This is a genomic window from Verrucomicrobiota bacterium (genome assembly GCA_016200005.1).
GTDB lineage: Bacteria > Verrucomicrobiota > Verrucomicrobiia > Limisphaerales > PALSA-1396 > PALSA-1396.
Genome location: JACQFP010000045.1, coordinates 44,005 through 67,329 on the forward strand (window position 1 = coordinate 44,005; position 23,325 = coordinate 67,329).

Consider the following 23,325-nt stretch of genomic DNA (forward strand, 5'->3'; position numbering starts at 1 on the left):
GTCTGGCAGCGCCGTTGATGAGTTTCCCAAGATTGACCTTTGAAGTTAAAACGTCGCTGTCTATAACCAGCGCGTGTCCGACGCCGAAGTCACCCCGATAAATGCGGCGACGCGCTACTGCGCGGTGTTCGGTCATCCCGTCAAACATTCCGCTTCGCCAGCGATGCAGAATGCCGGCATTGCCGCGCTGGGTTTGAACTGGCGTTACCTCGCGTTTGAAGTTTCTCCTGACGATTTGCGCGCGGCCTTGGACGGCGCGAAGGCGATGCGCTTTATCGGCGTGAATCTCACGGTGCCGCACAAGCTGCTGGCGGTGGACATGGTGGATGCGCTCGATGAGTCCGCCCAGGTTTGGGGCGCGGTGAATACGATCCGGTTCGAAGGTCGTGATGATCGCGGCGAATGGCGGCCCTTGGACCAGTTCGAAATCGTGCCGGGCGAAACCCGTTCCCACGGATTCAACACGGATGCCGACGCCATCACGCAAGCGCTGCGCGAGGATTTGGAACTGGAAACTCGCGGCGCAAAAGTATTGGTGCTGGGCGCGGGCGGGGCCGGGCGGGCCGCTGCCCTGAAGCTGGCCGCGGACGGCGCCGTCGAACTCTGGCTCGTCAACCGCACCCAAGCGAAGGCGGAAGCCGTTGCCGCCGAGATCCGCCAACGGCATCCCGGTGTGCGCGTCAACGTCGGTTATCCGAAAGCAGACATTGATCTGGTGCTGAACGCCACTTCGCTCGGTTTGAAAAGCGACGACGCATCGCCGTTGGACGGAAAAGAACTTTCCCTCCGTGAGGCCCGCGCGGTTTACGACATGATTTATCGTCCGGCAGAGACGCCGCTGCTGAAATCGGCCAAGGCTGCGGGTTGTCGCACCGCCAACGGGTTGGGCATGTTGTTGTATCAAGGCGCGAAGGCGCTGGAATTGTGGAGTGGCCGGCCCGCTCCCGTGCCAATCATGCGCCGCGCGCTGGAGGGGAATGTTTATGGGCATTGAACCCATCTTTGATTCCCGGAACTGGGCCGCGGTGCCATTCCATTTCTGGTCGCTGCTGTTTTTTGTCCTCGGCTGCATGTGGGGGAGTTTCTTGAATGTTTGCATTTACCGGATGCCGCTGGGCCAGAGCGTCGTTACCCCGCCGTCACATTGTCCGCATTGCAACCACTCGATTCCCTGGTATCTGAACATTCCGCTGGTTACCTGGTTGTATTTGCGAGGTAAGTGCAAGAACTGCGGCGCGCCAATTTCAGTGCGGTATTTTCTGGTGGAGTTGTTGACGGGTATCACGTTTTTGGGGTGCTGGCTGATGTTTGGCGACCGGTCAGCGCTGCTGGCTTTGATTTATTGCCTGCTTCTCGCGGGTTTGATTGTGGCCACGTTCATTGACTTCGAGCACTTCATCATTCCGGATGAGATCACCATCGGCGGAATCGTGGTGGGGATTCTTTGTTCGTTTGCGGTGCCGATGTTGCACGGCGCCCAGTCGCCGGCGGCGTCGATGAAGGAAAGTTTCTTGGGCGCGCTTGTGGGTGGTGGACTGATTTATGGTATTTTGCGCGGAGGAAAGATTCTCTTCGGCAAGCTCAACCTCGACCTTGATCCCTGCTCGCGCGTGGTTTTCACCGAAACTGCCCTGCTCGTACCGCCCAAACGTCTCCTGTGGGAACAACTCCTCCAACGCACATCCGGCTGCTTCGCCTTTCATGCAGAGAAAGTCGAATTGGCCGATCGCTGCCTTCGGGACATCGTCGTCGGCATCTCACACGAAAAGGTTTTCCTCGGCGACGATACCCTCGACCGCGCCGCCACGCCGCACCTCGAAGCCGTCGTGGACCGCTACTTGTCGCCTCACGAGACCGCACGCCTGGCTGGCGTGCGCGTGACTCCCTTGCAACTGTTCGCCGACTGGATACGGTCGCTGTTTGATCTGCTAAGAGGACGGCGCAAGACACACCTTCCACCCGGCGCCCACCTAGTGTTCGATTCTGCCGACGCTTGGTTCTGCCCCGATCAAATTCCATTCGAAGACCTGTTCTATCGCAAGTCTGACGCCATCCGCTGCGAGGCTAGGCTGGTCAAAACCCAGTTCGACGTTTGGAGCGACGTGACTTTGCGCTTGTCGCCGGCCGAGTTGAAAATCGGCGAGTCCTCCTACAATCCCGAGACTGTGCCGCACATGGAAGTTGTCACCGACAAAATGACCCTGCCACGTGAAGCGATGGGCTTGGGCGACGTGAAATTCATGGCGGCGATCGGCGCGTTCCTCGGTTGGCAGGCGGTAGTTTTTTCGCTGATGGCGAGTTCACTCCTTGGGGCGGTCGTGGGAGTGACGTTGATTGCGCTCAAGAGGGGAGCCTTGGGCAGCCGCCTGCCGTATGGACCCTACATCGCCGTCGCGGCAGCACTGTGGATTTTCCTGCCGGCTTACCTGCAGGAAGCCTGGATTTGGAATTTGCGGATGGCGGGCTATCTACTTTTCAGAATTCCGTTGCCGGAGTCGTCACCGCATGGAATGTAAAATCGTTTCAACTCGAACTTTTGACGGCTCTGAACCAACCGCGTCAGCCGGTTTCGCTACACTGCGTCCTTCATCCCGGTGGGGCGAGGGAAGTGCGGCGTCGGCTCGCCGGGAAACGTTGACTCGCTTCAAATTAACATCCACATTTTTCGCGTCATTTTCTCAGACCCATTCGGCAGACATTTTTCCCGCTGCGTATCCCGGCTTGAGACGACAGCATTCGACTCTTGGTAACAAAGTCCGGTCGAACGGGTGAACAGGCTGTGGGTGCAGCGCGCATCGGATTTGCGGTGGATCGCAACCAAACCCGCAAGCGAGTATCCCGGACACGGGGTTGCGTGCATAGTTCATCCAGCCGTCTTTCAAGGGCTTGAGAAAAGCCGCCGAGCGCAACTTGGTTGAGAGGTAGTCGTCGCCTACCAACTCACCCGTGGCGGCGTCGAGTTTCTGAGTAATCAACGTCTGGCCGGTCAAAAGCAGTTGCACATGTTTTCGGTCGAAGCAAAGATAGGATGCTTGGAAATGAAAAGTACCGACGGCCAAGAGCACGGGATAACCGAGGTTCGAACACTGTCGCGTCTTTTCCTTTGATGCGTGGAAGATCGCATCATTCAGCGGCCCGATCCCCGAAAAGTTGGTTAGGTGCGTTAAACCAGTTTGCTCTGCTGTCTTCTCCATCGAAACGCAAGTGACCTCGACGAAGAATAACTTGTCTCCTTGCGAGCAGCGAAGATCTGGCGATTGTCTTTTTCCGTCCAGTGTCTCGTTCGGTTCGGCGTGGTTCCCGTTTTCTTCGAGAAGACGCCGCACCGCTGCCACGCACATAGCGGCTTCAGGATTATGCTTCTTCAGTTTTTCCCAGTTGCAGCCGAATTGCGGGTTGAATTGACCCAACCACGAACGATGCTCGCCAATGAGCTTGGGATCAGGTATGAATGTCATTGGCCTCTTGTCAGGTCTTGAAGGCGCTGCCGGGCAAGCGCGATCAATTTCACATCATCTGCAGGTGACAATTGGACAAACTTCCGATAACTACTGATCGCTTCTTCCCCCCGACCAACGGCATCCAACGCGGCACCCATGCCCATCCAACCCTTCGCGTTAAGCGGGTCAATCGCCAAGGCCTTGTCGTAGCAGCCGATCGCCTCTCCGTGGCGACCGAGTACACAGAGCGCGATGCCCTTGTTGTACCATGCGTTCGCGTTTCGTGGTTCAGTCGCCAGCGCCTTGTCGCAGCATTGAATACCCTCTTCGTAGCGACGGAGTGCAAAGAGCGTGTTGCCTTTGTTGTACCAGGCGGCCGCGCAGCGTGAGTCAATTGCCAGCGCCTTGTCGAAGCATCCGATTGCCTCCGTGTGCCGACCGAGGCCATCAAGCGCGCCCCCCTTGTTAATCCAAGCGGGAGCGGAGTATGGGTCAATGGCCAGGGCCTTGTCGTGGCAGTAGATCGCTTCTTCGTGCTGCCCAAGGTCATTGAGAGCGTTACCTTTGGTGTACCAGGCAGGTGCGAAGAGAGGATCCATCTCAAGTGCCTTGTCATAGCAGCCGATCGCCTCATTGTGCCGACAAAGGGCACGGAGAACGTTGCCCTTATTGACCCAAGTCCCACCATGACGCCGGTCAATCGCCAGCGCTTTGTCGTAGCAGGCGATCGCTTCTTCGTGTCGCCTTAAGGCATGGAGGCCGTTGCCCTTGTTGTCCCATACGCGCGCGTTTCGCGGGTCAGTCGCCAGCGCCTTGTCGAAACACCCATTAGCCTCCTCGTGCCGACCGAGAGCACAAAGCACGTTGCCCATGTTGTTCCAAGCGGAAGCGTCTCGCGAGTCGATTGCCAGCGCTTTGTCGAAGCACCCAATCGCCTCCTCGTGCTGACCGAGGGCTTCGAGGACCCCGCCCTTGTTAACCCAAACTTTGGCGTTTTGCGAGTCAATCGCCAACGCCTTATCGAAACACTCAATCGCTTCATCGTATCGGCCAAGGGCATCAAGGGCACCGCCTTTGTTGTTCCAGGAAATTACCGTCCACTCTTCCAGCTTCGGGATCTCGAGCTTCTTTCCAGTCCTACGCTCCCAAATCGGCTCCAGCACATCGCGCAATTCTTCAAAACTGCCGTAGCGCTCCGAGGGCTTGGGTTGTAGGCATCGCTCGATCACTGACTCCAAAGAACCTCCCACCCGCGTCACACAATTCGCCATTTGCTGCTCGTAGATCCCTAGCAAATAGCCTCCCATATCACCGCGGTAGGCCACCAGAAACGGTGGCACCCGACTCCCGGCAGCCATCTGCCACAACACCAAGCCGAGGCTATAAATGTCGCTCCTTCTGTCCGACGAGTCTCCACGTAACACCTCGGGCGGAATATATCCGGGCGTTCCGCACAGCTTCCTACCATGTGTCTCGATCAGGCTAAACCCGAAGCTTAAGTCGCTACCAAGCGCGGCCAGCATTGCACAGTGCCCGTTTCGCAGGCGCCAAGCCGCTTCCGCAGCCGACGCTAATCCAAAATCGCTAATCTTCAGGATTCCATCGCGGGTGATAAGAATGTTCGCGGGTTTAATGTCGCGGTGACATTCAATCCCACGCGAATTCGCGTGTTCCATGCCCATGCAAAACTCGATCCCCCACTTCAGAATCTGGTTCGTATCTAGCCGTCCGTCTGCATGAGCAAGGTGGTCAGCTAGGCTCACCCGACCTTCGGCATCGGGGGCGATGTAGTCCATCGACACAAACAACCGACCAAACGCCTCTTCGACCCAGCGTGCGGCCAGAATGAATGGATGTTCCTCCAGATTCACCCATAAAAGGGCTTCCTTTTTGAATGCCTCGCGAGCGGTTGGATTAGCGAGCAATTCGTCACGGAAGGTTTTCAAGGCGCACACCTCGTGTGTATCACGGCAATACACGAGGAGAACGACGCCGAAGCCACCTTTCCCCAAAGTGCCAAGAACCTCAAACTTGCCCCCAATCACATCGCCCTTCGTGTAAAGTTCCGGTTCTTGCCGTTGAGGCTCGTTGCTCGATGCCGCATTAACGAGTTGATCACTTTCACGCGGTTCTAGGTTCTTGCCAAAGAGTTTGCCGAAGAAGCTTTTCATGCCAGCAACACGTTTAGCATTGTTTTGCGTCGAGCGTCAAAACAGTGACTGCGTTTTTCTGTGGTTCATGGCAGCGAAGTCGTTTTTATCGACACCAAAATCAGTTCACCCACACTGCGCTTTATGCCTTAAGGCGTGATCCACGAGCACAAGGGCGGTCATGGCTTCGACCATCGGGACGGCGCGCGGGAGAACACAAGGATCATGACGACCGCGGGCTTTGATTTTTGTGTTTTGAAATTTTTCATCCACTGTTTCCTGTTCATGCATGACGGTAGCGGTCGGTTTGAAGGCCACACGAAAGTAGATCGTCTGCCCGTTGGAGATGCCGCCTTGAATGCCGCCGGAGCGGTTGCTGGTCGTAACGGCTTTGCCCGCTTTGGCGCGGAACGGATCATTGTGCTCGGTGCCAGTCAGCAAGATGCCTTCGAAACCTGAACCGATGTCGAAACCTTTTGACGCCGGCAGACTCAACATACCTTTGCCGAGGTCGGCTTCGAGTCGATCAAAGACCGGCTCGCCCCAACCGGGCGGCACGCCGCGCGCCACTCCTTCAACAATGCCGCCGACGCTGTCGCCGTCCTTGCGCATCTTTTCAATGAGCCGAATCATCTTCTCCGCGGTTGGCTGATCCGGACAACGAACGATGCTGGCTTCGATCTCGTCGGCTTTCACGGTTTCAGGGTTCACCTCAGCAATGAGGCGTTGGACTTGTTTGACGTAGGCGAGGATTTCGACGCCGTAGCGCTCGCGCAGAATTTTTTTTGCGATGGCCCCGGCAGCAACGCGGCCGATGGTTTCGCGGGCGCTGGTGCGTCCGCCGCCCGGCCAGGCCCGGATGCCGAATTTGGCGAAGTAAGTGTAGTCCGCGTGTGAGGGGCGGAACTTGGTGGCCATTTCTTCGTAGGCTTCGGGACGCGCATCCTCATTTCGCACCATCATACTGATCGGTGTGCCGAGGGTCTTACCCTCGAAAGTGCCGGAGAGGATTTGCACGGTGTCGGATTCTTTGCGCGGCGAAACGATTTTTGATTGACCGGGCCGGCGGCGATTCAAGTCCGGCTGGATATCGGCTTCGTTCAGTTCGAGACGCGGCGGGCAACCATCCACGACGACGCCCACACCGCCGCCGTGCGATTCGCCCCAGGTCGTGATGCGGAAAAGCTGACCGAACGTGTTCGCCATGCGGAGAGAGTGGAGCAAAAAGCTGGCCGGGTCAAACCTGTCGTGGCGCGGCAATTCGCCGTGGGCGCAACTATGACCCTACCACGGGCCACGAAGAACACCCTGAAGGGTGGACACCGAACTGTCGCGGCCTTGCTTGGTGTCCACCCTTTAGGGTGTTGCAGCGGCACCAAGCGAATGTGGCTGTGTGAAGATTCTCCAATTCGCCGTCCAGCCGGAAGCCGACGCTACGGAACCAGGGAGACGCGGTAAAAGCGCTGTGTCTCCGGGTCAATGATGTCGAGCTTGGTGGCGGTGTCACTGATGGCCGTGACGTCGCCGCTAAGATCATTCCACGTGAGATCGTCGAGGTTGGTCTTATATTGCACGCGGTAGGTTTTTCCGGCGATGGCAGTCCAGGTGAGCGTGACGCTGTCGTTGGTTCTGGAAATACTGACGAGCGGACGAGTTACAACGGTGACCGTGAATGATTTCGCATCGCTCAACGGGGGCGTGCCATCGTCTGTGACCACGACCGTGATGATGTTGGTGGCTGGGCTTTGATCATCGGTCGGTGTCCAAGTGAACAAACCGTTCGTTGGATTCATCGTGGCGCCGTTTGGTGCGTTGGTGAGACTGAATGTGAGTGTCTCTTGGGGGAGGTCCACGTCGGTGGCGGTGTTGGTGATGGTCAGGGTGCTCTGCGCGTGCATGATCTGGTCGGGGATGGGTGTCAACACCGGCGCATTATTCACGGGAGTGACGGTGATGGTGAAAGTCTGGGCGGGACTGGTGTCGCTGCCGCCATTGTTCGTGCCGCCATTGTCATGGAGTTGAACGGTCAAGGTGGCGGTGCCGTTGGCGTTTGTGGCTGGGGCGAAGGTGAGTGTGCCGTTGGAGGCGATGGATGGCTGCGTCGAAAACAATGCGGGGGAATCGTTCGTCACCACGAAATCCAATATCTGACTGGATTCATCCGGTGGACCGGCGCTGATCGCTGTAGCCCAACCTGTGACGGTTTGCGCTCCAGAATCTTCCGGAACGGATTGATCAGCGCCTTTGACGAAGCTCGGTGCGTCATTTACCGGAATGACGGTAAGAGCAAAATTGTCGCTGGCAGTGCCGCCGTTGGTGTCGGTGACTGTGATTGTGATGGTCGCCGTTCCGTTTTGATCGGGCGCGGGAGTGATGGTGACGGTTCGGTTGGAGCCGGCTCCGCCAAAAACGATGTTTGTGCCTGGCACAAGGTTGGTGTTTGAAGAACTGGCGGAGAGAGTCAAGCTGACGGCCGGAGTCTCCGTATCGCTGACCGTGAATGCAATTAGGCTCGTGGGTATGTCTTCCAATGTGGATTGGTTGGTGATGCTGGAAATAACCGGAGGTGTGTTGTTGCTGCTGAGTATCGTCAGTATGCCGGTGGAACTCGTGGCGCTTTGTCCATCAGGGTTTGTGACCGTAATTGTTCGCGCGCCAATGGGCGCGGCTGGAGAAACACTGAGGTTAAGAGTGACATTGGTCGGATTGTTAAAGGTGACCGAAGCGACCGTGATACCACCACCGTTGACGATGGCTGAAAGACGGTTGGAAAATCCATTGCCGGGATCGTAAAACCCGGATCCACTCACCGAATTTCCAGTTACGGCGACACTGATGTTTGATGAACCGGCGGAGAGAGAGGGGGGATTACAACTGGCGGGTGTCGCTGGCGGAGGCGCGAGGAGCTTGACGACTTGAACAGCGTAAGAATTCTGAGCGTTGCAGAATTCCTGGATGGTCCACATCGTCATGTCGTCGGCCGGATCAAGGCTCGTGTAGGAATAATCACCCCAACGGCGGCCGCTCGAGCCACCCGGATCGCTGGGCGGGTTATAGTCGCTTGCGCTGGCCGTATAGAGTACGGGAGTTTGCGTGGTTCCGAGCGGGTCTCCGGCAAGTCGGCCCACGGTGCCTGCGTTGATACGCTCGTTGGCACCGGCGAGGCTGAAGCCCATCGCGGCGTGTCCCTGACCCGAAACCATGACGGTGCCCATCCAGTAATTGCGCTGGTCCGTGGTATTGCCGGCGGAAGGTTGGAAGACGGTTCCCGACTGCAACAGACTGGGCGTCTGTCCGGTGGCTATCCCCTGCAATTCATACCAACGGACGGCCATTCTGGTGTCGGTGCCGCTGGAAGCACCTGTATTGTCCACGGCGATGTTTTCGGAAGTCCACAATCTGCCATTGCGAAAGTGCGCCGCGAGAAGTCGATAATCCAGGCCGTCGAGGTAGCCGGCCGTCCCGCCTGTGTTACCCAGATGCGGGACGTTGATGGTGGCGCCGTTCAGAGGGATGGTGATGTCGATGTTATCGGAGATCAATGGCGTGCCACCGGGATCGCTGACGCGGCGCAACTCCAGCAATCCATAGAAGCGGCTGTTGACACCGATGAAGTAACCTTCGGTCGCGGCGGGATCGTAGTTGTCAACGCCTTGAGGCGTGAACGGCCCGCCGCTGTTGCCGTGCGGAATCAGATCGCGGAACGCCGTCACGACAATCGGGCCGGCGCCCAGAACGGAGCTTTTTCTCACGACAAACGCAGTCGTGTTGGCGAATGACGATCTCAATCCGCGCGAGCCAAACAGGTTCACGCCGATATAAAGCGCGTTGGCATCGACGCCGAGCGTCGGGTAATCCGCAAATTCGCCCGTGTCCCCGGCCGGCGAAACCAGATCATGTTGAAAGAAGAAAAACGTCCAGACCGTGGAAGAAGTGAGAACGCCGCCATTGCTGACGGCAATGAGCACCCGGTTGGGCAAGTTGCCAGCCTGACCGGGCACATCAATGATGATAACGATCCACCGGCCGGAAAGACGATCGTATCGAATTCGTGGATCGCTGGTGAAGTTGTTGGCGGCGGGTGGCGTCATCACGGAATTGAAGAAGTTGTCCATGTCCGCATTGAGCACGCCATCGGCGAGGCCGGTGCTTTTGTTGAAGGTGCGGAGGCGTCCGTTCACAGCCACCACAAACTGGGACGGGCCGGCCGCGCCCATCGAATCCGGAGGGAACGCGCCGGTGTCGTTAAGGGTGGCGCCCGTAAAATTGATCGACAACGTTTGTGGCGTGTTAGGCGAGGCGGGGCCGTCGGCAGGACTTCCGACAGCCGGCCAACTGGCCACATCCGGTGACTCCGGATTCTGCTGAAGGTTTTGGAAGTCTGGACGGAAGCGCGGTAATCTTCTTTGCGAGGTAGCGGAAGCGTCCGGCCTGCTCTCTCGCGCCATGATGTCGGCATTGCGCTCCTGGATGCCACGTGATCCGATCCACGGCGTGCCGGGCGCAAAACCTGCCGGGATGGTGTTTTGCTCAGCGCCCGCCACCGCGCTGAAGGAGGCGAGCAAAAGGAATGATAGGAGACCGATGATACTTTTCTCCTGGATCCGATTACTTGGTGGGAGGTGATACATAAGAAAGTTTGGCCATTTGACGTCGCCTACCGTAGGTGCTCGCAACCAAATGTTCAAGCCTGCGTTCGAGCCGGCTCTGCGCGCCCGGGGGAATCATAGGAATTGGCTCGCAGGTGGCGCTATCATTCGTTAATCTTCAGCCTGAATTGACGAGGCGACATTATGGGGAATCTCAAAGGCAAAACGTTATTCATCACCGGCGCCAGCCGGGGAATCGGCAAGGCGATCGGTTTGCGCGCGGCGCGGGACGGCGCCAACGTCGTCATTGCCGCCAAGACCGTCGAGCCGCATCCCAAATTGTCGGGCACCATTCATAGCGCAGCGGAAGAAATGGAAGCCGCCGGTGGAAAGGCGCTGGCTTGCGCGGTGGATATTCGCTTCGAAGACCAGATTGCCAGGGCCGTTGAAAAAGCCGTCAAGACGTTTGGCGGGATTGATATTCTGGTCAACAACGCCAGCGCGATCAGCTTGACCGGCACGCTGGACACGCCGATGAAACGCTTTGATCGGATGCATCAGGTCAATGCGCGCGGAACGTTCGCCTGCTCGCAAGCGTGCATCCCGCACTTGTTGAAATCGAAAAACCCGCACATTTTAAACATCTCACCACCGCTAAACTTGCACGCGCGCTGGTTCGCGCCACACGCCGCCTACACGATGGCGAAGTACGGAATGAGCCTGTGTGTCCTTGGCATGGCAGAGGAATTTCGAGCGCAAGGACTGGCGGTCAACGCCCTCTGGCCGCGCACCATCATCGCCACGGCGGCAGTGCTGAACCTTTTGGGGGGTGACGCTGCCATGCGACGAAGCCGCAAGCCCGAAATCATGGCTGATGCCGCGCACGCGATTTTGACGCGCCCCAGCCGCGAGTGCACCGGGCATTTTTTCATTGATGAGGAAGTCCTGGCTGAGGAAGGCATCACCCAACTGGACGAATATGCCTTCGAGCCGGGGAACAGTCTGATTCCCGACCTTTTCGTGTGATCCACTGGCGAGCTCGTTAATATTTCTGTAACTTTTTTGACAGTATCTTCGTTTTGAGTATAGTTCGGTTCGACTTCCATCGGTCGTTATGGTTCGCTCAACAGGCTTGCTGCGGATCTTGGACAAGGTGGTGAATAAAACAGCAAATGAGACGGTTGATTAACCATGGGATTTATCTATGAAAAAAATCGTTCTAACCCTAACGCTCATCATCATCGCGGCCGCCTTCGTGGTGGGCATGGTTTGGGTCTTCAGCCCCAATACCATCAAGAAAACCAGTCCCAAGCTGGCGGAGAAACTCAGCCAGACGGGAAGCAGTCAGGAAGCCGGGCCGGCCAAAATCGAGGACTTTCACCTCCTGGACCAGGCAGGCCGTTCGCACTTCCTCCACCGCCAGACCAAAAGCAAAGCCGTGGTGCTGATTGCCACCGCCAATGGTTGCCCCGTGGTCAAGGAAGCCGCTCCACGCATCAAGGCTTTGAGCGATCGCTTTGCCAGTCAGGGCGTCACGTTCTGGTTGGTTGATTCCAACCCGCAGGATGATCGCGAGAGCATTGCCAAGGAAGCCAAGGCGCTCGGCCTGAATCTGCCGGTCCTCGGCGACAACATTCAGTTGGTCGCCAGTGAAGTGGGGTTTGCGCGGACGTGCGAAGCGGTTTGCATCAATACCACGGATTGGACGGTCGTTTATCGCGGCGCCATCGATGATCAACTCGGTGATGCCGCCAAGAGCAAGCCGTCAAAAAATTATCTGGAGAGCGCGCTGAGTTCGTTCCTCGCGGGCAAGAAGGCTTCACCTAATCGGACCATGGCCAAAGGCACGGCGATAAGCTTTGGGTTGGCGGCGGATGCATCGAAGAAAACAATTTCTTACGTGAACGAGGTAGCGCCCATTCTGCAAAAGAGCTGCGTCTCCTGTCACAGCCCGGGCAACATCGGCCCGTTTGCGATGGGGAGCTATGAGAAGGTAAAAGGCCGCGGCTCGATGATTCGCGAGGTGCTGTTGGCGCAACGGATGCCCCCGTGGCATGCGGATCCGCATTACGGAGCTTTTGCCAATGAGCGCGGCCTCTCCTCCGAACAAGCGCATACTCTGGCGCGGTGGGTCGAACAAGGTTGTCCGCGCGGCGAAGGCGAAGACCCGTTGGCGGCCAAACCGGCGCCGCCCGCCGAAGACTGGCCATTGGGCAAACCGGATTACGTGGTGAAGTTTCCCAAGCCGGAAGAGATCGCCGACAACGGAGTTTTTGATTACCGCTATATCTACGCCAGATCACCGTTCCCCAACAATGTGTGGTTGCGCGCGGCAGTGGTCAAGCCGGGCAATCGCAAAGTGGTCCACCACGTCCTGGTGATGACCATGTCTCCGCAGGAATTGCAGGCCAGAAGGGCGGGCCAAGGCCAATTCGGCGGCGGGATTGATGGCTTCTTTGCGGCGTACGTGCCGGGTTATGATTCCGTGCCGTTCCCCGAAGGCACCGGCAAATTGCTGCCCGCCGGCTCCGTCATCGTATTCCAGATGCACTACACGGCGACTGGCAAACCGGAAACCGACGCGACTGAAATGGGACTCTATGTTTGCAAGGAAAAGCCGAAGGTAGAATTGAAAACCAAGTCGGCGTTCAATGTTCAGTTCAGGATTCCACCGGGCGAAGCAAACGCAGAAAGCGTGGCGGAGTACCGATTTGCCAAGGACAGCATGCTTTACGAATTGATGCCGCACATGCATTTGCGCGGGTCCTGGTTCAAATTTGAGGCTGCTTATCCCGACGGCAAGCACGAGATGTTGCTCTCGGTGCCAAACTACGATTTCAAGTGGCAACACCTGTATCGGTTGAAACAACCCAAGCGCATGCCGGCGGGGACGCGGCTCATCTGCCGTGGTGCGCACGACAATTCAACGCAAAATCCGGACAATCCCGATGCCAGCAAGGAGATCCACTTTGGCGAGCAGACGTTCGATGAAATGTTCATCGGCTACATCAACTTTTCCGATATTCCGGTCTCGACCGTGGCCCAAAACAGCGGCGGCTGATCTACAGTCTCTTCACCCGACCAGTTGGACCAATGACGGCCCGACCGGTCGGGTTTTTTTATTACAGCTCCAGAAAGTTGTTTCGTCCGTTTTGGACGGGTAAGATTCTGCCATGCCCATCGTCGCGCAGTCCACTTACGTGCCGCCGCCGTTTCTCTCCAACGGCCATCTGCAAACGCTGATCCCGACTTTGTTCCGAAGAGTCAGGGGGATCGTTTATCAACGCGAAAGAATTGTCACACCCGACGGCGACTTTCTTGATCTTGATTGGGCTGCGAAGGGTTCGCGACGCCTGGCAGTAATCGCTCACGGCTTGGAAGGAGATTCCAGGCGGGCTTATGTGCTGGGCATGGTCAGCGCGCTGGTGAAAAGCGGATGGGACGCCATCGTGTGGAACGCGCGCGGATGCAGTGGCGAACCGAATCGCCAACTTCGCTTCACACACAGCGGCGCCACCGAAGATTTGGAAACGGTGGTCTCGCATGTCATTTCAACGCGTGATCACAGCGAGATCGCGCTGATTGGATTCAGTCTGGGCGGTAATGTGACTTTGAAGTACCTCGGTGAACGTGGTAAGGGAGTGGATTCACGAATAAGAAAGGCCGTGGCTTTTTCCGTTCCATGCGACCTTCATGCCGGTTCTCTCAAATTGGCCTGGCCGGCCAACCAGATTTACATGCGCCGTTTTCTCCTCAGTTTGCGCCAGAAGATCCGCGCCAAGATGAAAATGATGCCGGGAAAAATAGACGATCGCGATTACGGCCAACTCCGCAGCTTCAAAGACTTCGATGACCGCTACACCGCGCCCATTCACGGTTTCGCCGACGCGGAGGATTACTGGCGCAAATCCGGGTGCAAGCAGTTCTTGAAGAATGTTTCGATTCCGACCTTGCTGATCAACGCGCGCAACGATCCCTTTCTGGCCGAACCGTGTTATCCCGTCGAGGTTGCTGCTGCGAATCCCAACTTGTTTTTGGAAATGCCGGCCTCGGGCGGCCATGTCGGTTTCATCACGTTCAATCATCAAGGCGAATACTGGTCGGAGAGCCGCACCGTGTCATTTCTCAACTGAGCTTGTTTGCTGCGCAACAATGGCCGGACCGATTGTTGAATTCAGATTGCTCCCGGTCGGCAAAAGAGGCAAATGATCCGCGTGTCGCACGCTTATCCACATCTTCTCGGGGAGCTTTTGTCAGCCACGGCTGCGCGTTTGCCCGACAAGGAAGCGCTGGTCTTTGGCGATCAACGCGTGAGCTGGAGTGAGTTTGATCGCCGCGCGAACAATCTGGCCAAGGCGTTCTTGAAACTGGGCATTCAGCGCGGTGAGCGGATCGGCGTCATTTCAACCACCCGGCCCGAATACCTTTACACTTATCTGGCTGCCGCGCGAATTGGCGCGGTGCTGGTTGGCTTCAGTGTGCTCTACACGCCAACGGAACTCGTTCGTCTTGCGCAACTGACGCGGCCCGTCGCCATGGTCGTGCTGGGGAAAGTTGCAGATAAGAAACTCGCTGCGTCGATCAAGCCGTTAATTGACCGGTTTTCCTTTGTCAGACTTTTCGTTGTCATCGGCGACGAAGCGCCTGCTGGAGCAATCCGTTTCGATGACTTGATTGCCGGGGATTATCACAATCAAGATCCTGCACTGGCTGCGCGCAAAGCCGGGTTGCAGGAAAACGAAGCGGCGCTCATCGTCTTCACTTCCGGCTCCACCGGCGTGCCCAAAGGCGCAGTGCTGACCCACAAGAACATTATCGACAACATCGCCGTGCAGGTCCGTCAGTTCGGCTCGCATGCAGACGTCCGCAGCATCCTTCATCTGCCGATGAACCACGTGGCCGGCTCGACCGAAACCACAATTCCCGCGTTGATGACCGGCGCCACGCTCGTTCTGATGGACCATTTTCATCCACGCGGCACGCTGGAAACCATCCAGCGGGAGCGCATCACCATGCTGGGCCAGGTGCCGACGATGTTCATCATGGAGTTCAACCTGCCGGATTTCGCACAGTTCGATCTATCGACATTGCGCACGGTGGTGGTTGCCGGTGCAGCCACGCCGGCGCCCGTCATGGCAAGGATGATGAAGCTGAATGAAAACGTGACTGTAATCACTGGCTACGGCATGACCGAGGTTGGCGGCTTCGTCACTTACACCGCACCCGACGATGTCGGAGAAACAATTGCCCGCACCGTGGGCAAGGTCGCGCCGGAATTTGAATTGCGCATCGTGGACGATCAACACCGCGAGCTGCCGACCGGACAAGTGGGCGAGGTGGCGATTCGCGGCTCGTGTGTGATGCAGGGCTATTTTGAGAACCCGGTGGAAACGGCCGCGGCGATTGACGCGGAGGGTTGGTTTTACTCTGGCGATCAAGGCCGGTTGGACGCGCGCGGTTATCTGACTTTGGTGGATCGGAAAAAAGACATGTACATAACGGGCGGCTACAATGTTTATCCGCGTGAGATTGAGGAACATCTCAGTCAACATCCTCAGATTGCTTTCGTGGCCGTGCTCGGCACCAAGGACGATGTGATGGGCGAAGTGGGTGTGGCCTATGTAGTGGCGCGTCCGGGCGCAACTTTGACCGCCGACGAGCTCAAAGCCCACTGCAAAGCAGGTCTGGCCGAGTATAAAATCCCCCGGCACTTCGAGCTGCAAGAAAGACTGCCGCTCACACCTCTGGGCAAGGTTGACAAAATGAAATTGCGCATGGATGTGGCTGAAACGAATAATGCGAACCGCGACTAATTCTCCGCTCGATCCGGCTGCCGCTCACCCGGCCAGATGCCATCCTCTCCCCCTCGGAGGGGGAGAGGGCAGGGTGAGGGGGCAGCCAAACAAATTGGGTCCACTCTCAACCTCCTATTGAACAACCAAGTGAAAACGATTGAACTGCAAAACACCGGCCCCGTCGCCTGGGTCTGGTTGAATCAACCCCAGCGCCTGAACGCCATCAATGAGACGACGTTGGCTGAGCTGCGTCTGGTTTTCGAAGAGTTGGATCGGAATGAGGAAGTGCGCGCCATTGTTCTGGCAGGTCGCGGGCCGGCTTTCTCAGCGGGATTCGACGTGGCGTACATGGCTGGATTGACGCCCGAAGCCGTGGCGGATGGATTGGACGGAACGCGGGCGGTGTTCGATGTCATCGAGAAATGTTCCAAGCCACTCATCGCCGCGATTCATGGAGCGGTAATGGGCGGCGGCCTGCTCCTGGCCTTGGTTTCTGATTTGCGTCTCGCCAACGAGCGGGCGAGCTTCGGGGCACCGGAAGTCAAGATTGGCATTTTCCCGTCACTGGATTTGATTCCGCGATTGGAGCGGGTTGTCGGTGTGGGCCTGGCAAAAAAGATCGTGCTGACTGGTGAGCCAATCGATGCGACCGAAGCGCACCGGATCGGTTTGGTCGAGCGCATCATTCCTGCGGAGTCATTGCACGCTGAAGCGCAGAAGTTGGCGGAGCAATTGGCCCGCTTGCCGCCTTTGGCGGTCCAGCTTGCCAAGGAGGCTTTTGCGGCCGCGCGAGGACCCGGTTATGCCGACTGGGAAAAGAAACAATTCGTCGCTTGTTGGGCTTCACCGCAACGGCCGGCCGCGATGCGCAAGTTTCTGGGCGCGGGTTGATTGCCCGAATCGGAGATGGTTTCTTGCCGAGCCGTCGTCATCGCGGACGAAATTTTCATTTTGCCGCGCTGACCCAGGTTGAAAATTCTCGTCTCTCTAGCGCAAACGCGCTACACTTTCGTCATGCGGAAGAGAGCCAGCATTCTCATTCTAGTTGCGGCGTTACTCGTTGCGGTTGGTTGGCTGTCGGGTTGTGTCAGTGCGCCGACGTCAGGCCAAGGCGCGGCCAAGGGGGAAAAATTTAACCGCAAGCAGGCGTTGAAGGAGAAGCAGGCCATTGAACGGCGCTACGCCGAATTGCTGCCTCAGGCCATGAACCGGCCTTTGACCATCGAGGAATGGAACGCCATGTTGCAACCCAGACAGACAAAATTTGGGACCTTCGCATTGACGGAAGAGAAGATACTCGAGTACCTCGGTAAACCAGAACGCACCACCACCACCGAAAACACAATTCTTGGTGTCGTGGAGACCTGGATTTATCCCAACTACGTGCGCACCCAGAAGGCCGGCAAAACGGGAACATTGCTCGTGGCGTTTAAGAGCCGGCTTGTCTTTCTGGTCTCGACGCCGGAGGAGTAATCTTAATTCCTGCCCCATTCCCAATCTGATCAATCGCGATGCAAAGGCAAGCAGACGATGAACAACGCGCTGATCCGGTCTCTCACCGTACGAACTTGAGAATCGCCAGCGCCAATGGGTCGTCGTCGTGCGTGATGCTGAGCATTTCGGAGATGTGGCTTTCGTGGGCCACAAAGATCAGCTCGGATTTTAATCCGGCTTTGCGCAGCGCGGCGTGAAATTGTCGCGCTTGCGCCGGTAACGTCAGATAATCCCACTGACAATAGGTGACCAGGAACGGCGGCTCGGAATCCTTGATGTGATTGAGCGGCGAAGCGTCTTTGCGGGCTTGCCCGTCTGTGCCGAACACCGACGCCTGGCTGTCGCCGGTTCCCAGATTGAAAACACCGCTGAGGCAAATCGTCCCGCGAATATTTTTTTGGGAAAGGTTGTAGGGTTTCAAATACTTCTCGTCCAGCGTAAGCAGAGCGGAGAGGTGGCCGCCCGCTGAATGGCCGCCCACGTAAATGCGGTTCATATCGCCGCCGTATTCGCTGATATGCTTCACGACCCAGGCGAACGCTGCCGCCACATCTTCGATCTGTGCGGGGTGCGGATTTTTGGGGGCGAGCCGGTAGCTGGGTACGACGGTCAGAAGTCCTTCCTTGGCAAAACGATTTCCCACCGCTGGATATTGCGCCCGGTCGCCAAACCTCCACGCACCGCCGTGAATGAAAAAGAAAACCGGAGGCGATTTCTTGTCCTTGGGCAAATACAGATCGAGCTTATGTTTCCCTTCGTCTTCCGGTTTGCCTTCGATATAGACAATGTCCTTCTTCACCTCGACGTTCGAGGAAATCGCCGTCGAGGGCAGGCGGATGGCTTGAGCGGAAGGCGTCTTGATGTAAACCGGATTCGAATAAATCCACGGACGCTCTTCGCCATCAACGGTAAGCCACGCTTCCAGCCGGTACGCCCCGGCATCCTTGGCGGAGAAATTCAAATTCGTGCCAGTGGTTTCCTCGACGACTTTGCCGTTATAAATCAATTTCAGCTTCGCCGCCAGCGGCGTGACCGCGGCGAGTCGCGTCGTACCCAGAAACGGAATCGTGTCGCCCATCGGATAAACGCCGAGATTATTTGCCGCGCCAAACGCAAAACCCGTCGGGTCGCAAAGCCAGTCGTGCGACACATAGACGTTGCCATCGCGCAGCGCCCGGCGAATCTCCGGCTCGGTCAACCCACGCGCCAGAATGTGCGTCGAGAGGTGACGAAAGCTCACGTCATACGGGTCAATGGTCGTGCCGCCGATGACGCGATTCTGGTGGGCGTCATTCGCCGCGATGCCGGTAAAGCTGTTCGTTTGAGTTTCCCTGTCCCACTTTGCAAAGACTTCAGGGCGATGATCGCTGCCCGCTGCAAAACATTCGTCCGGGTAGGCTTTGAAGTTTTCCAGCACCTTCCGCCATTTGTCTGGATAGTTTGCGGCTTCGTTCAAGTAGTCATAAAATCGGTTGTCGATTTTGGCGTCAGTGTGGCGGTTGCAGATTTCCATGCCGGTGAAGCCGGTGGTCGCAGCATCATAACGGTCTTCAATTTGGGAGAGAAAGCGGAGTTCGCCGTCCGGCAACGGTTTTCGGTTTGCATCGAAGTTGGGAAAGCGTAAGACGCCGTCGTCGTCCTCCGAGCCGGCGATGAACAGGACACCATCTCGCAAACCGTGCCAGGTCTCGGGCAGCGGGCCATGATGATCGGTGAACATGACCACACGAACGCCGGACTTCTTCGCTGCGTCGAGGACTTCCTGGCGTGTGCCCTTCGTGTGATCGGAATCGTCGGCGTGAATATGAATCACCGCGCGAAAATCTTCATAGACACCGAGGTTGGTCAAGGTCTGGCGTTCGCGCGCGAAACGCATTCGCGCTTCGTGCGCCGCTTTCAGATGTTCCGGTTCGAGGCGCTGCAGCGGGGTCAATGGTTCCGCTTTCGCGGCGGAACAAATTCCCACGAGAACTGAAACGAAGAGGATCTGCAGGTTAACGGCGAAACGTGTCGAACTGGAACGAGTATTGAGACAAAAATATTTCATAGCTGAAAGAACCGGACGAGCATGGTTATCGCGTCATTCAAAATACCTTGCGCGCTTCCAAGTGCGCTTCAATTTCCTGGCGCGTCCGCCAGACTGGGCGCAGTTCTTTCCGCGCGAACAACGGCAATTGGTCGGTGCGATGCGGCGAGCCGGGTTGCGAGGAATTGCCGTAACCAATCAGTGCTTTCGCGCGCACGGGGTTCGAAAACTCAATCGCCGCGACATACGAATCTCCACCCGCCATTTGCATCGGTCCGTTGTTCGCCCGGCCAAAGTAAGCGGCGCGGAAAATCCCCAGATCGCTCGGCCCACCGTTGGCTGGCAGATCCACCTTGTCAATGAGCAGATGATAAACCTTGCCCCACGCGACATCGAGTGATCCGTAGTCCGCTTGAACCTTGTCGGCGGCGGCTTCCAATGCGGCGACGGCCATCGCCGGATCAGCCAGTCCGTCCGGCGTGTCCAACGGTGATTTTTCACTCCAAGGAACCGCGAACGGACCGGACTTGCCCGCGCGTTGAGTCAGTTCCTTGAAAAAGGCCTCGAATAAAACCGCCCCGCGACTGCCTGCATCGGCACAGCGGTCCCAGGACTCCAGCACGGCCATTGCGCGTTGAGCGTTCTCGCCGCCCTTCTGTTTAACCGCGGAAGCCAGGTCGTCCAGAATCCGGTCGGCCAGTTCCATGCGCGTGGAATGTTTATAGCGAACCAATTCGTCGAACGAAATCTTCGGATCTTCCATCAACATCCGCGCTGAACGTTGCGCGCGAAAGTGCATGAAGCGCGGCGCCATGTAGGAAGGAAATTTATCGGCGTCGAGCGCCGGAGGAAACGTGGTCGTCCATGGCGGATCGTTCGCGTTCTGCAACCACCCGCTCGGCGGATCGACGACACGCGGCAGTTCTTCGTAGGGATGAGTTTTCGTCCACAAGGTTGCGGAGGTGTCGCCCGGCACTGTACCCGACCAGTTGTAATTCCCTTTGGGCCGGACCGGGGTCCGTCCACCAAACAAGTGCAGGATGTGGCCGTCACGATCGGCATACATCACGGTGAACATGGGGTTTTGCAGACGCTTTTCCGCGGCTTCAAATTCCGCCAGGTTCCTGGCCCGGCCCATTTCCCAGTATTGTCGGGTCGTGTCAGGTTGATCAAGCCCGACGACGCGCAGCGCGAGCGCCTTCCCGCCTTTTTCTTCGACCACCGGGCCGTGGATGGAACGGCGCACAACCAGTTTTTCATCGCGCAATGTTCCGTCCTTTTGTTTCACCTTCAGCGTTTGTTCCTCGCGCTCGAACTTGCGCACGCCGCCGTCCCAACGATAGCCGCCGTCTGCCAAGGTCAATTCGTAGAGGTCGGCGCCGTCGTGCGTGTTGACGGTGTGCGTCCAACCGAGATAATCGTTGAACGCAATGCTCAAGAGGGGCGAGCCGACCAGCGTCGCGCCGTAGAGGTTGACGCCGGGTGCGATGAATTGCGCTTCATACCAAAGAAAAAAATCCGCCCAACGCAGATGCGGGTTTGCCAGCAGCAGGGCGTGCCCGCTCTCGGAGTGCGATGGCGCAATCGCCCAAGCGTTCGAGCCGTCCGGATGCCAGTTCTTCGCTTGGTTTTTGACCGAGCCGGAATTGACCACAAAAGTGAAGTGCGTCACGCGTTGTCCGTGAGCGATGACGTCAGTGGCTTTCACCGGCAGGACAACTCTGACGTCGGCGCTGATCTGGTCGAGATGTTCTTTGGCGTAGTCGTTAATGCCGGAGGCGAAGGCGTCCAAGTAGTTGCGGAACTCTGGCGACTGCGCCTGATACCATTCCTCGGCACGACGCGGGACGCCCATCGTTCGAACCCACCGATCCGAATCGAGATAATCCGCGCCCCAGTATTCGGCGGCGCGTCCGCGCACCTGGCCGTAAAGACGAAGAATGAGATTGCCATGACTTTGCGCCTGCGCCCAACCGAAGCCGTGAAAAAGCCCGACTCCATCCTTGCCGTAAATGTGCGGAATGCCCCATGTATCCCAAAGAATTTCGTTGCGTGCGACTGACTCGGATGCAGGCGACCGGGTTGAAGAAATGGGCGCAGTGCAGGAGGAAGCCAGGACCGCAATTACAACGCTGAGAAGCCAAGCCGAGGTTTGTTTCCGGCGAGTGACGGAAATCAACCGCCGCGATTTGCAATTCCAATCAGTCATAAACACTTTTCTGTGGTCGCCATCGTTGACGCATTGGCAGTCTGTCGATTGGGTGGGCGCAGCTTAGTGAGCTTCCGCGCGAATGCGACTAAAAAATAAGCGAGTTGGGCAATCTACAATTCATCGAGCGGCCACACCGGTCGCCGGACCTGCTGATAAGGAAGTGCGCGCAGGTTGCTGGAACAGGGGCCGGGCGTATCCACTGTCAGCAGGCGGGCGGCAATCGGTTCGTAAGCCCGGCGATGCGCGACGGCCGCTTTGACGCCAACCACGGAAAACTTCGCGGGGTCAATGCCTTGACTGCGCCATTGACCGAGATCAAAAGGAGGCGTGGGCCGACTCGTCAACAGTAACGTCAAACTCCCGTGCCTGACGACGGCGCAAGGACCCATGTCGACTTGTTGACCGCACATCGAAGCCAGGTGGCTCCGGGTGTCCTCCAGTTGAAATCTTCCATCGCTGCGCGAAACCAGTTCCACTTCCAAGCGCAACGGTCCCGCGTCCAAACGGCTTCCCCGACCACCGAGATCCAGCACCATCGATGAACTAAGCGGCAGACCCGTGAGCCACGCCACGGCAGCGGGGTCACACAGCACCATAGCCGCGTTGTGGACTCGATGCCGAACCAAGGCGCGAAGCAGGCCGGTGCCATCGCCCGGCGCACCCGCGCCGATATTGTCCGAAGGCTCGGCCAGCACTGTGAGACCCGCTGGCAACGGGGACAGTTCGCGTAGCACATCATCCACTGGTCGTTCTGCAACACAGCCTAATTCGCGATGTTTGATGGCGGCAGCACATAGCCGGTCGAGTGCTTGCTCGGCCGCGGCTGCGGAACCGGTGGTAACGATTGAAAAACTGACTCCCGTATCCGGCGTGTCGGCGAATGAAAAGCCGGGCACCACGTTTACGGCCCAAAAGGACGAAGACTCTCGCTCAACTTCGCGCGCCAATTGTTCCAGCTCGCGCATTGGCTCGGTCGCTGTCGCGGTGCCGGTCGGCGGCCAGATGATCGGTGGATGCGCTGAGAACATTTTCGGGATTTCACCCGAACGAAAGCACCGCTCCAGCAGTCGCGCGGCCCGCTGCGCGGACTCACGGGCGTCGGTGTGTGGATTTTCGCGATAGGCGACCAGGCAGTTGGCGTGCGTGGCCATCGTCGCAGTGAAGTTGGCGTGCAGATCGAATACGCCGAAGATTGGTAATCGATCCGCGCCGGGCAGCGCACGAAAGCGCCGGAGAATCTCGCCCTCCACGTCGAGGAACGATTCGGAAACCATCGCTCCGTGAAGCACGAGAAAAAGCCCATCAACTCCACGGGCCAGCGCCGGTTCGGCGTGCTCACGCAACTCGCTCCAGAAAGTTTCGACCGCCGCATCCGCCACCAGCCCGCCCGGTGAAGCGCGGTAATCAATCGTGGACACGATTTCCCAGCCGAATTCCTTGGCCAATTCCAGCGCGCCTCCCAACGGTGACGGGTCGCCACAGACGCCCAGCAAAGTTTCGTCGCGCGCGATTTGGAAATCGGCCAACCTGGTCCGACGCTCGACAAACGTGTTCGTCTCGTGGAACAAACCGGCGACGAGGACCCGTTTTTTCATCGAATTGAGCGAAGAGTCCAAAGC

The 23,325-nt window shown here is 57.6% G+C and carries 15 protein-coding genes; 8 read left to right on the plus strand and 7 right to left on the minus strand.

Annotation, left to right across the window (positions count from 1 at the left end; genetic code table 11):
• The first annotated feature begins 163 nt into the window (after nucleotides 1-163).
• Both HY298_15785 and HY298_15790 read left to right on the plus strand, forming a co-directional pair.
• Entirely contained in the window at nucleotides 164-994 is an 831-nt protein-coding gene (locus HY298_15785) for a shikimate dehydrogenase (GenBank protein ID MBI3851715.1), read from the plus strand.
• Nucleotides 984-2,516, plus strand: a complete 1,533-nt coding sequence (locus HY298_15790) for a prepilin peptidase (protein MBI3851716.1) — start codon at nucleotides 984-986, stop codon at nucleotides 2,514-2,516. The genes HY298_15785 and HY298_15790 overlap by 11 nt, the downstream gene beginning before the upstream one ends.
• A 162-nt stretch (nucleotides 2,517-2,678) precedes the next feature.
• Here the strand turns inward: HY298_15790 and HY298_15795 are convergent, their stop codons facing one another.
• From HY298_15795 to HY298_15810, 4 genes are all read right to left on the minus strand, one after another.
• Nucleotides 2,679-3,458, minus strand: coding sequence for a hypothetical protein (locus HY298_15795; protein ID MBI3851717.1), 780 nt, complete (start codon nucleotides 3,456-3,458; stop codon nucleotides 2,679-2,681).
• On the minus strand, nucleotides 3,455-5,611 hold the full coding sequence (locus tag HY298_15800) for a tetratricopeptide repeat protein (GenBank protein ID MBI3851718.1): 2,157 nt from the start codon (nucleotides 5,609-5,611) through the stop codon (nucleotides 3,455-3,457). The genes HY298_15795 and HY298_15800 overlap by 4 nt, the downstream gene beginning before the upstream one ends.
• Before the next feature lie 105 nt (nucleotides 5,612-5,716).
• Nucleotides 5,717-6,796 carry a chorismate synthase gene (gene aroC, locus HY298_15805; GenBank protein ID MBI3851719.1) on the minus strand — a complete coding sequence of 360 codons (1,080 nt, stop codon included), beginning with the start codon at nucleotides 6,794-6,796 and terminating at the stop codon, nucleotides 5,717-5,719.
• A gap of 227 nt (nucleotides 6,797-7,023) precedes the next feature.
• A complete protein-coding gene (locus HY298_15810; protein MBI3851720.1) occupies nucleotides 7,024-10,221 on the minus strand; it encodes a hypothetical protein in 3,198 nt (1,065 codons plus the stop codon).
• 162 nt (nucleotides 10,222-10,383) lie between these two features.
• Between HY298_15810 and HY298_15815 the strand changes: the two genes are divergently transcribed.
• The 6 genes from HY298_15815 (at nucleotide 10,384) to HY298_15840 (ending at nucleotide 17,447) form a co-directional block, all read left to right on the plus strand.
• A complete protein-coding gene (locus HY298_15815) occupies nucleotides 10,384-11,205 on the plus strand; it encodes an NAD(P)-dependent oxidoreductase (GenBank protein ID MBI3851721.1) in 822 nt (273 codons plus the stop codon).
• Between the two features lie 178 nt (nucleotides 11,206-11,383).
• Nucleotides 11,384-13,240: a redoxin domain-containing protein gene (locus HY298_15820; GenBank protein MBI3851722.1), complete on the plus strand. Its 1,857-nt coding sequence runs from the start codon at nucleotides 11,384-11,386 to the stop codon at nucleotides 13,238-13,240.
• A gap of 112 nt (nucleotides 13,241-13,352) precedes the next feature.
• Nucleotides 13,353-14,312 carry an alpha/beta fold hydrolase gene (locus HY298_15825; GenBank protein MBI3851723.1) on the plus strand — a complete coding sequence of 320 codons (960 nt, stop codon included), beginning with the start codon at nucleotides 13,353-13,355 and terminating at the stop codon, nucleotides 14,310-14,312.
• Between the two features lie 72 nt (nucleotides 14,313-14,384).
• A complete protein-coding gene (locus HY298_15830) occupies nucleotides 14,385-15,992 on the plus strand; it encodes an AMP-binding protein (GenBank protein ID MBI3851724.1) in 1,608 nt (535 codons plus the stop codon).
• A gap of 129 nt (nucleotides 15,993-16,121) precedes the next feature.
• Entirely contained in the window at nucleotides 16,122-16,865 is a 744-nt protein-coding gene (locus tag HY298_15835; GenBank protein ID MBI3851725.1) for an enoyl-CoA hydratase/isomerase family protein, read from the plus strand.
• A 123-nt stretch (nucleotides 16,866-16,988) separates the two neighbouring features.
• Nucleotides 16,989-17,447, plus strand: coding sequence for a hypothetical protein (locus tag HY298_15840; GenBank protein ID MBI3851726.1), 459 nt, complete (start codon nucleotides 16,989-16,991; stop codon nucleotides 17,445-17,447).
• Nucleotides 17,448-17,529: 82 nt separating this feature from the next.
• Here HY298_15840 and HY298_15845 read toward each other — a convergent pair whose 3' ends face one another.
• The 3 genes from HY298_15845 to HY298_15855 all read right to left on the minus strand — a co-directional run bounded on the left by HY298_15845 (nucleotide 17,530) and on the right by HY298_15855 (nucleotide 23,301).
• Entirely contained in the window at nucleotides 17,530-19,401 is a 1,872-nt protein-coding gene (locus HY298_15845; protein ID MBI3851727.1) for an alpha/beta hydrolase fold domain-containing protein, read from the minus strand.
• A 151-nt stretch (nucleotides 19,402-19,552) separates the two neighbouring features.
• Nucleotides 19,553-21,703: an acylase gene (locus HY298_15850; protein ID MBI3851728.1), complete on the minus strand. Its 2,151-nt coding sequence runs from the start codon at nucleotides 21,701-21,703 to the stop codon at nucleotides 19,553-19,555.
• 113 nt (nucleotides 21,704-21,816) lie between these two features.
• Complete coding sequence (locus HY298_15855; GenBank protein MBI3851729.1) at nucleotides 21,817-23,301, minus strand: M81 family metallopeptidase; 1,485 nt, start codon at nucleotides 23,299-23,301, stop codon at nucleotides 21,817-21,819.
• Nucleotides 23,302-23,325 lie beyond the last annotated feature (24 nt).

What these genes read in the sequence shown, in the direction of transcription:
- HY298_15785 (MBI3851715.1), top strand. Translation starts at nt 164, where the DNA reads ATGCAGAATGCCGGCATTGCCGCGCTGGGTTTGAACTGGCGTTACCTC.
- HY298_15790 (MBI3851716.1), top strand. Translation starts at nt 984, where the DNA reads ATGGGCATTGAACCCATCTTTGATTCCCGGAACTGGGCCGCGGTGCCA.
- HY298_15795 (MBI3851717.1), bottom strand. Translation starts at nt 3,458, where the DNA reads ATGACATTCATACCTGATCCCAAGCTCATTGGCGAGCATCGTTCGTGG.
- HY298_15800 (MBI3851718.1), bottom strand. Translation starts at nt 5,611, where the DNA reads ATGAAAAGCTTCTTCGGCAAACTCTTTGGCAAGAACCTAGAACCGCGT.
- aroC (MBI3851719.1), bottom strand. Translation starts at nt 6,796, where the DNA reads ATGGCGAACACGTTCGGTCAGCTTTTCCGCATCACGACCTGGGGCGAA.
- HY298_15810 (MBI3851720.1), bottom strand. Translation starts at nt 10,221, where the DNA reads ATGTATCACCTCCCACCAAGTAATCGGATCCAGGAGAAAAGTATCATC.
- HY298_15815 (MBI3851721.1), top strand. Translation starts at nt 10,384, where the DNA reads ATGGGGAATCTCAAAGGCAAAACGTTATTCATCACCGGCGCCAGCCGG.
- HY298_15820 (MBI3851722.1), top strand. Translation starts at nt 11,384, where the DNA reads ATGAAAAAAATCGTTCTAACCCTAACGCTCATCATCATCGCGGCCGCC.
- HY298_15825 (MBI3851723.1), top strand. Translation starts at nt 13,353, where the DNA reads ATGCCCATCGTCGCGCAGTCCACTTACGTGCCGCCGCCGTTTCTCTCC.
- HY298_15830 (MBI3851724.1), top strand. Translation starts at nt 14,385, where the DNA reads ATGATCCGCGTGTCGCACGCTTATCCACATCTTCTCGGGGAGCTTTTG.
- HY298_15840 (MBI3851726.1), top strand. Translation starts at nt 16,989, where the DNA reads ATGCGGAAGAGAGCCAGCATTCTCATTCTAGTTGCGGCGTTACTCGTT.
- HY298_15850 (MBI3851728.1), bottom strand. Translation starts at nt 21,703, where the DNA reads ATGACTGATTGGAATTGCAAATCGCGGCGGTTGATTTCCGTCACTCGC.
- HY298_15855 (MBI3851729.1), bottom strand. Translation starts at nt 23,301, where the DNA reads ATGAAAAAACGGGTCCTCGTCGCCGGTTTGTTCCACGAGACGAACACG.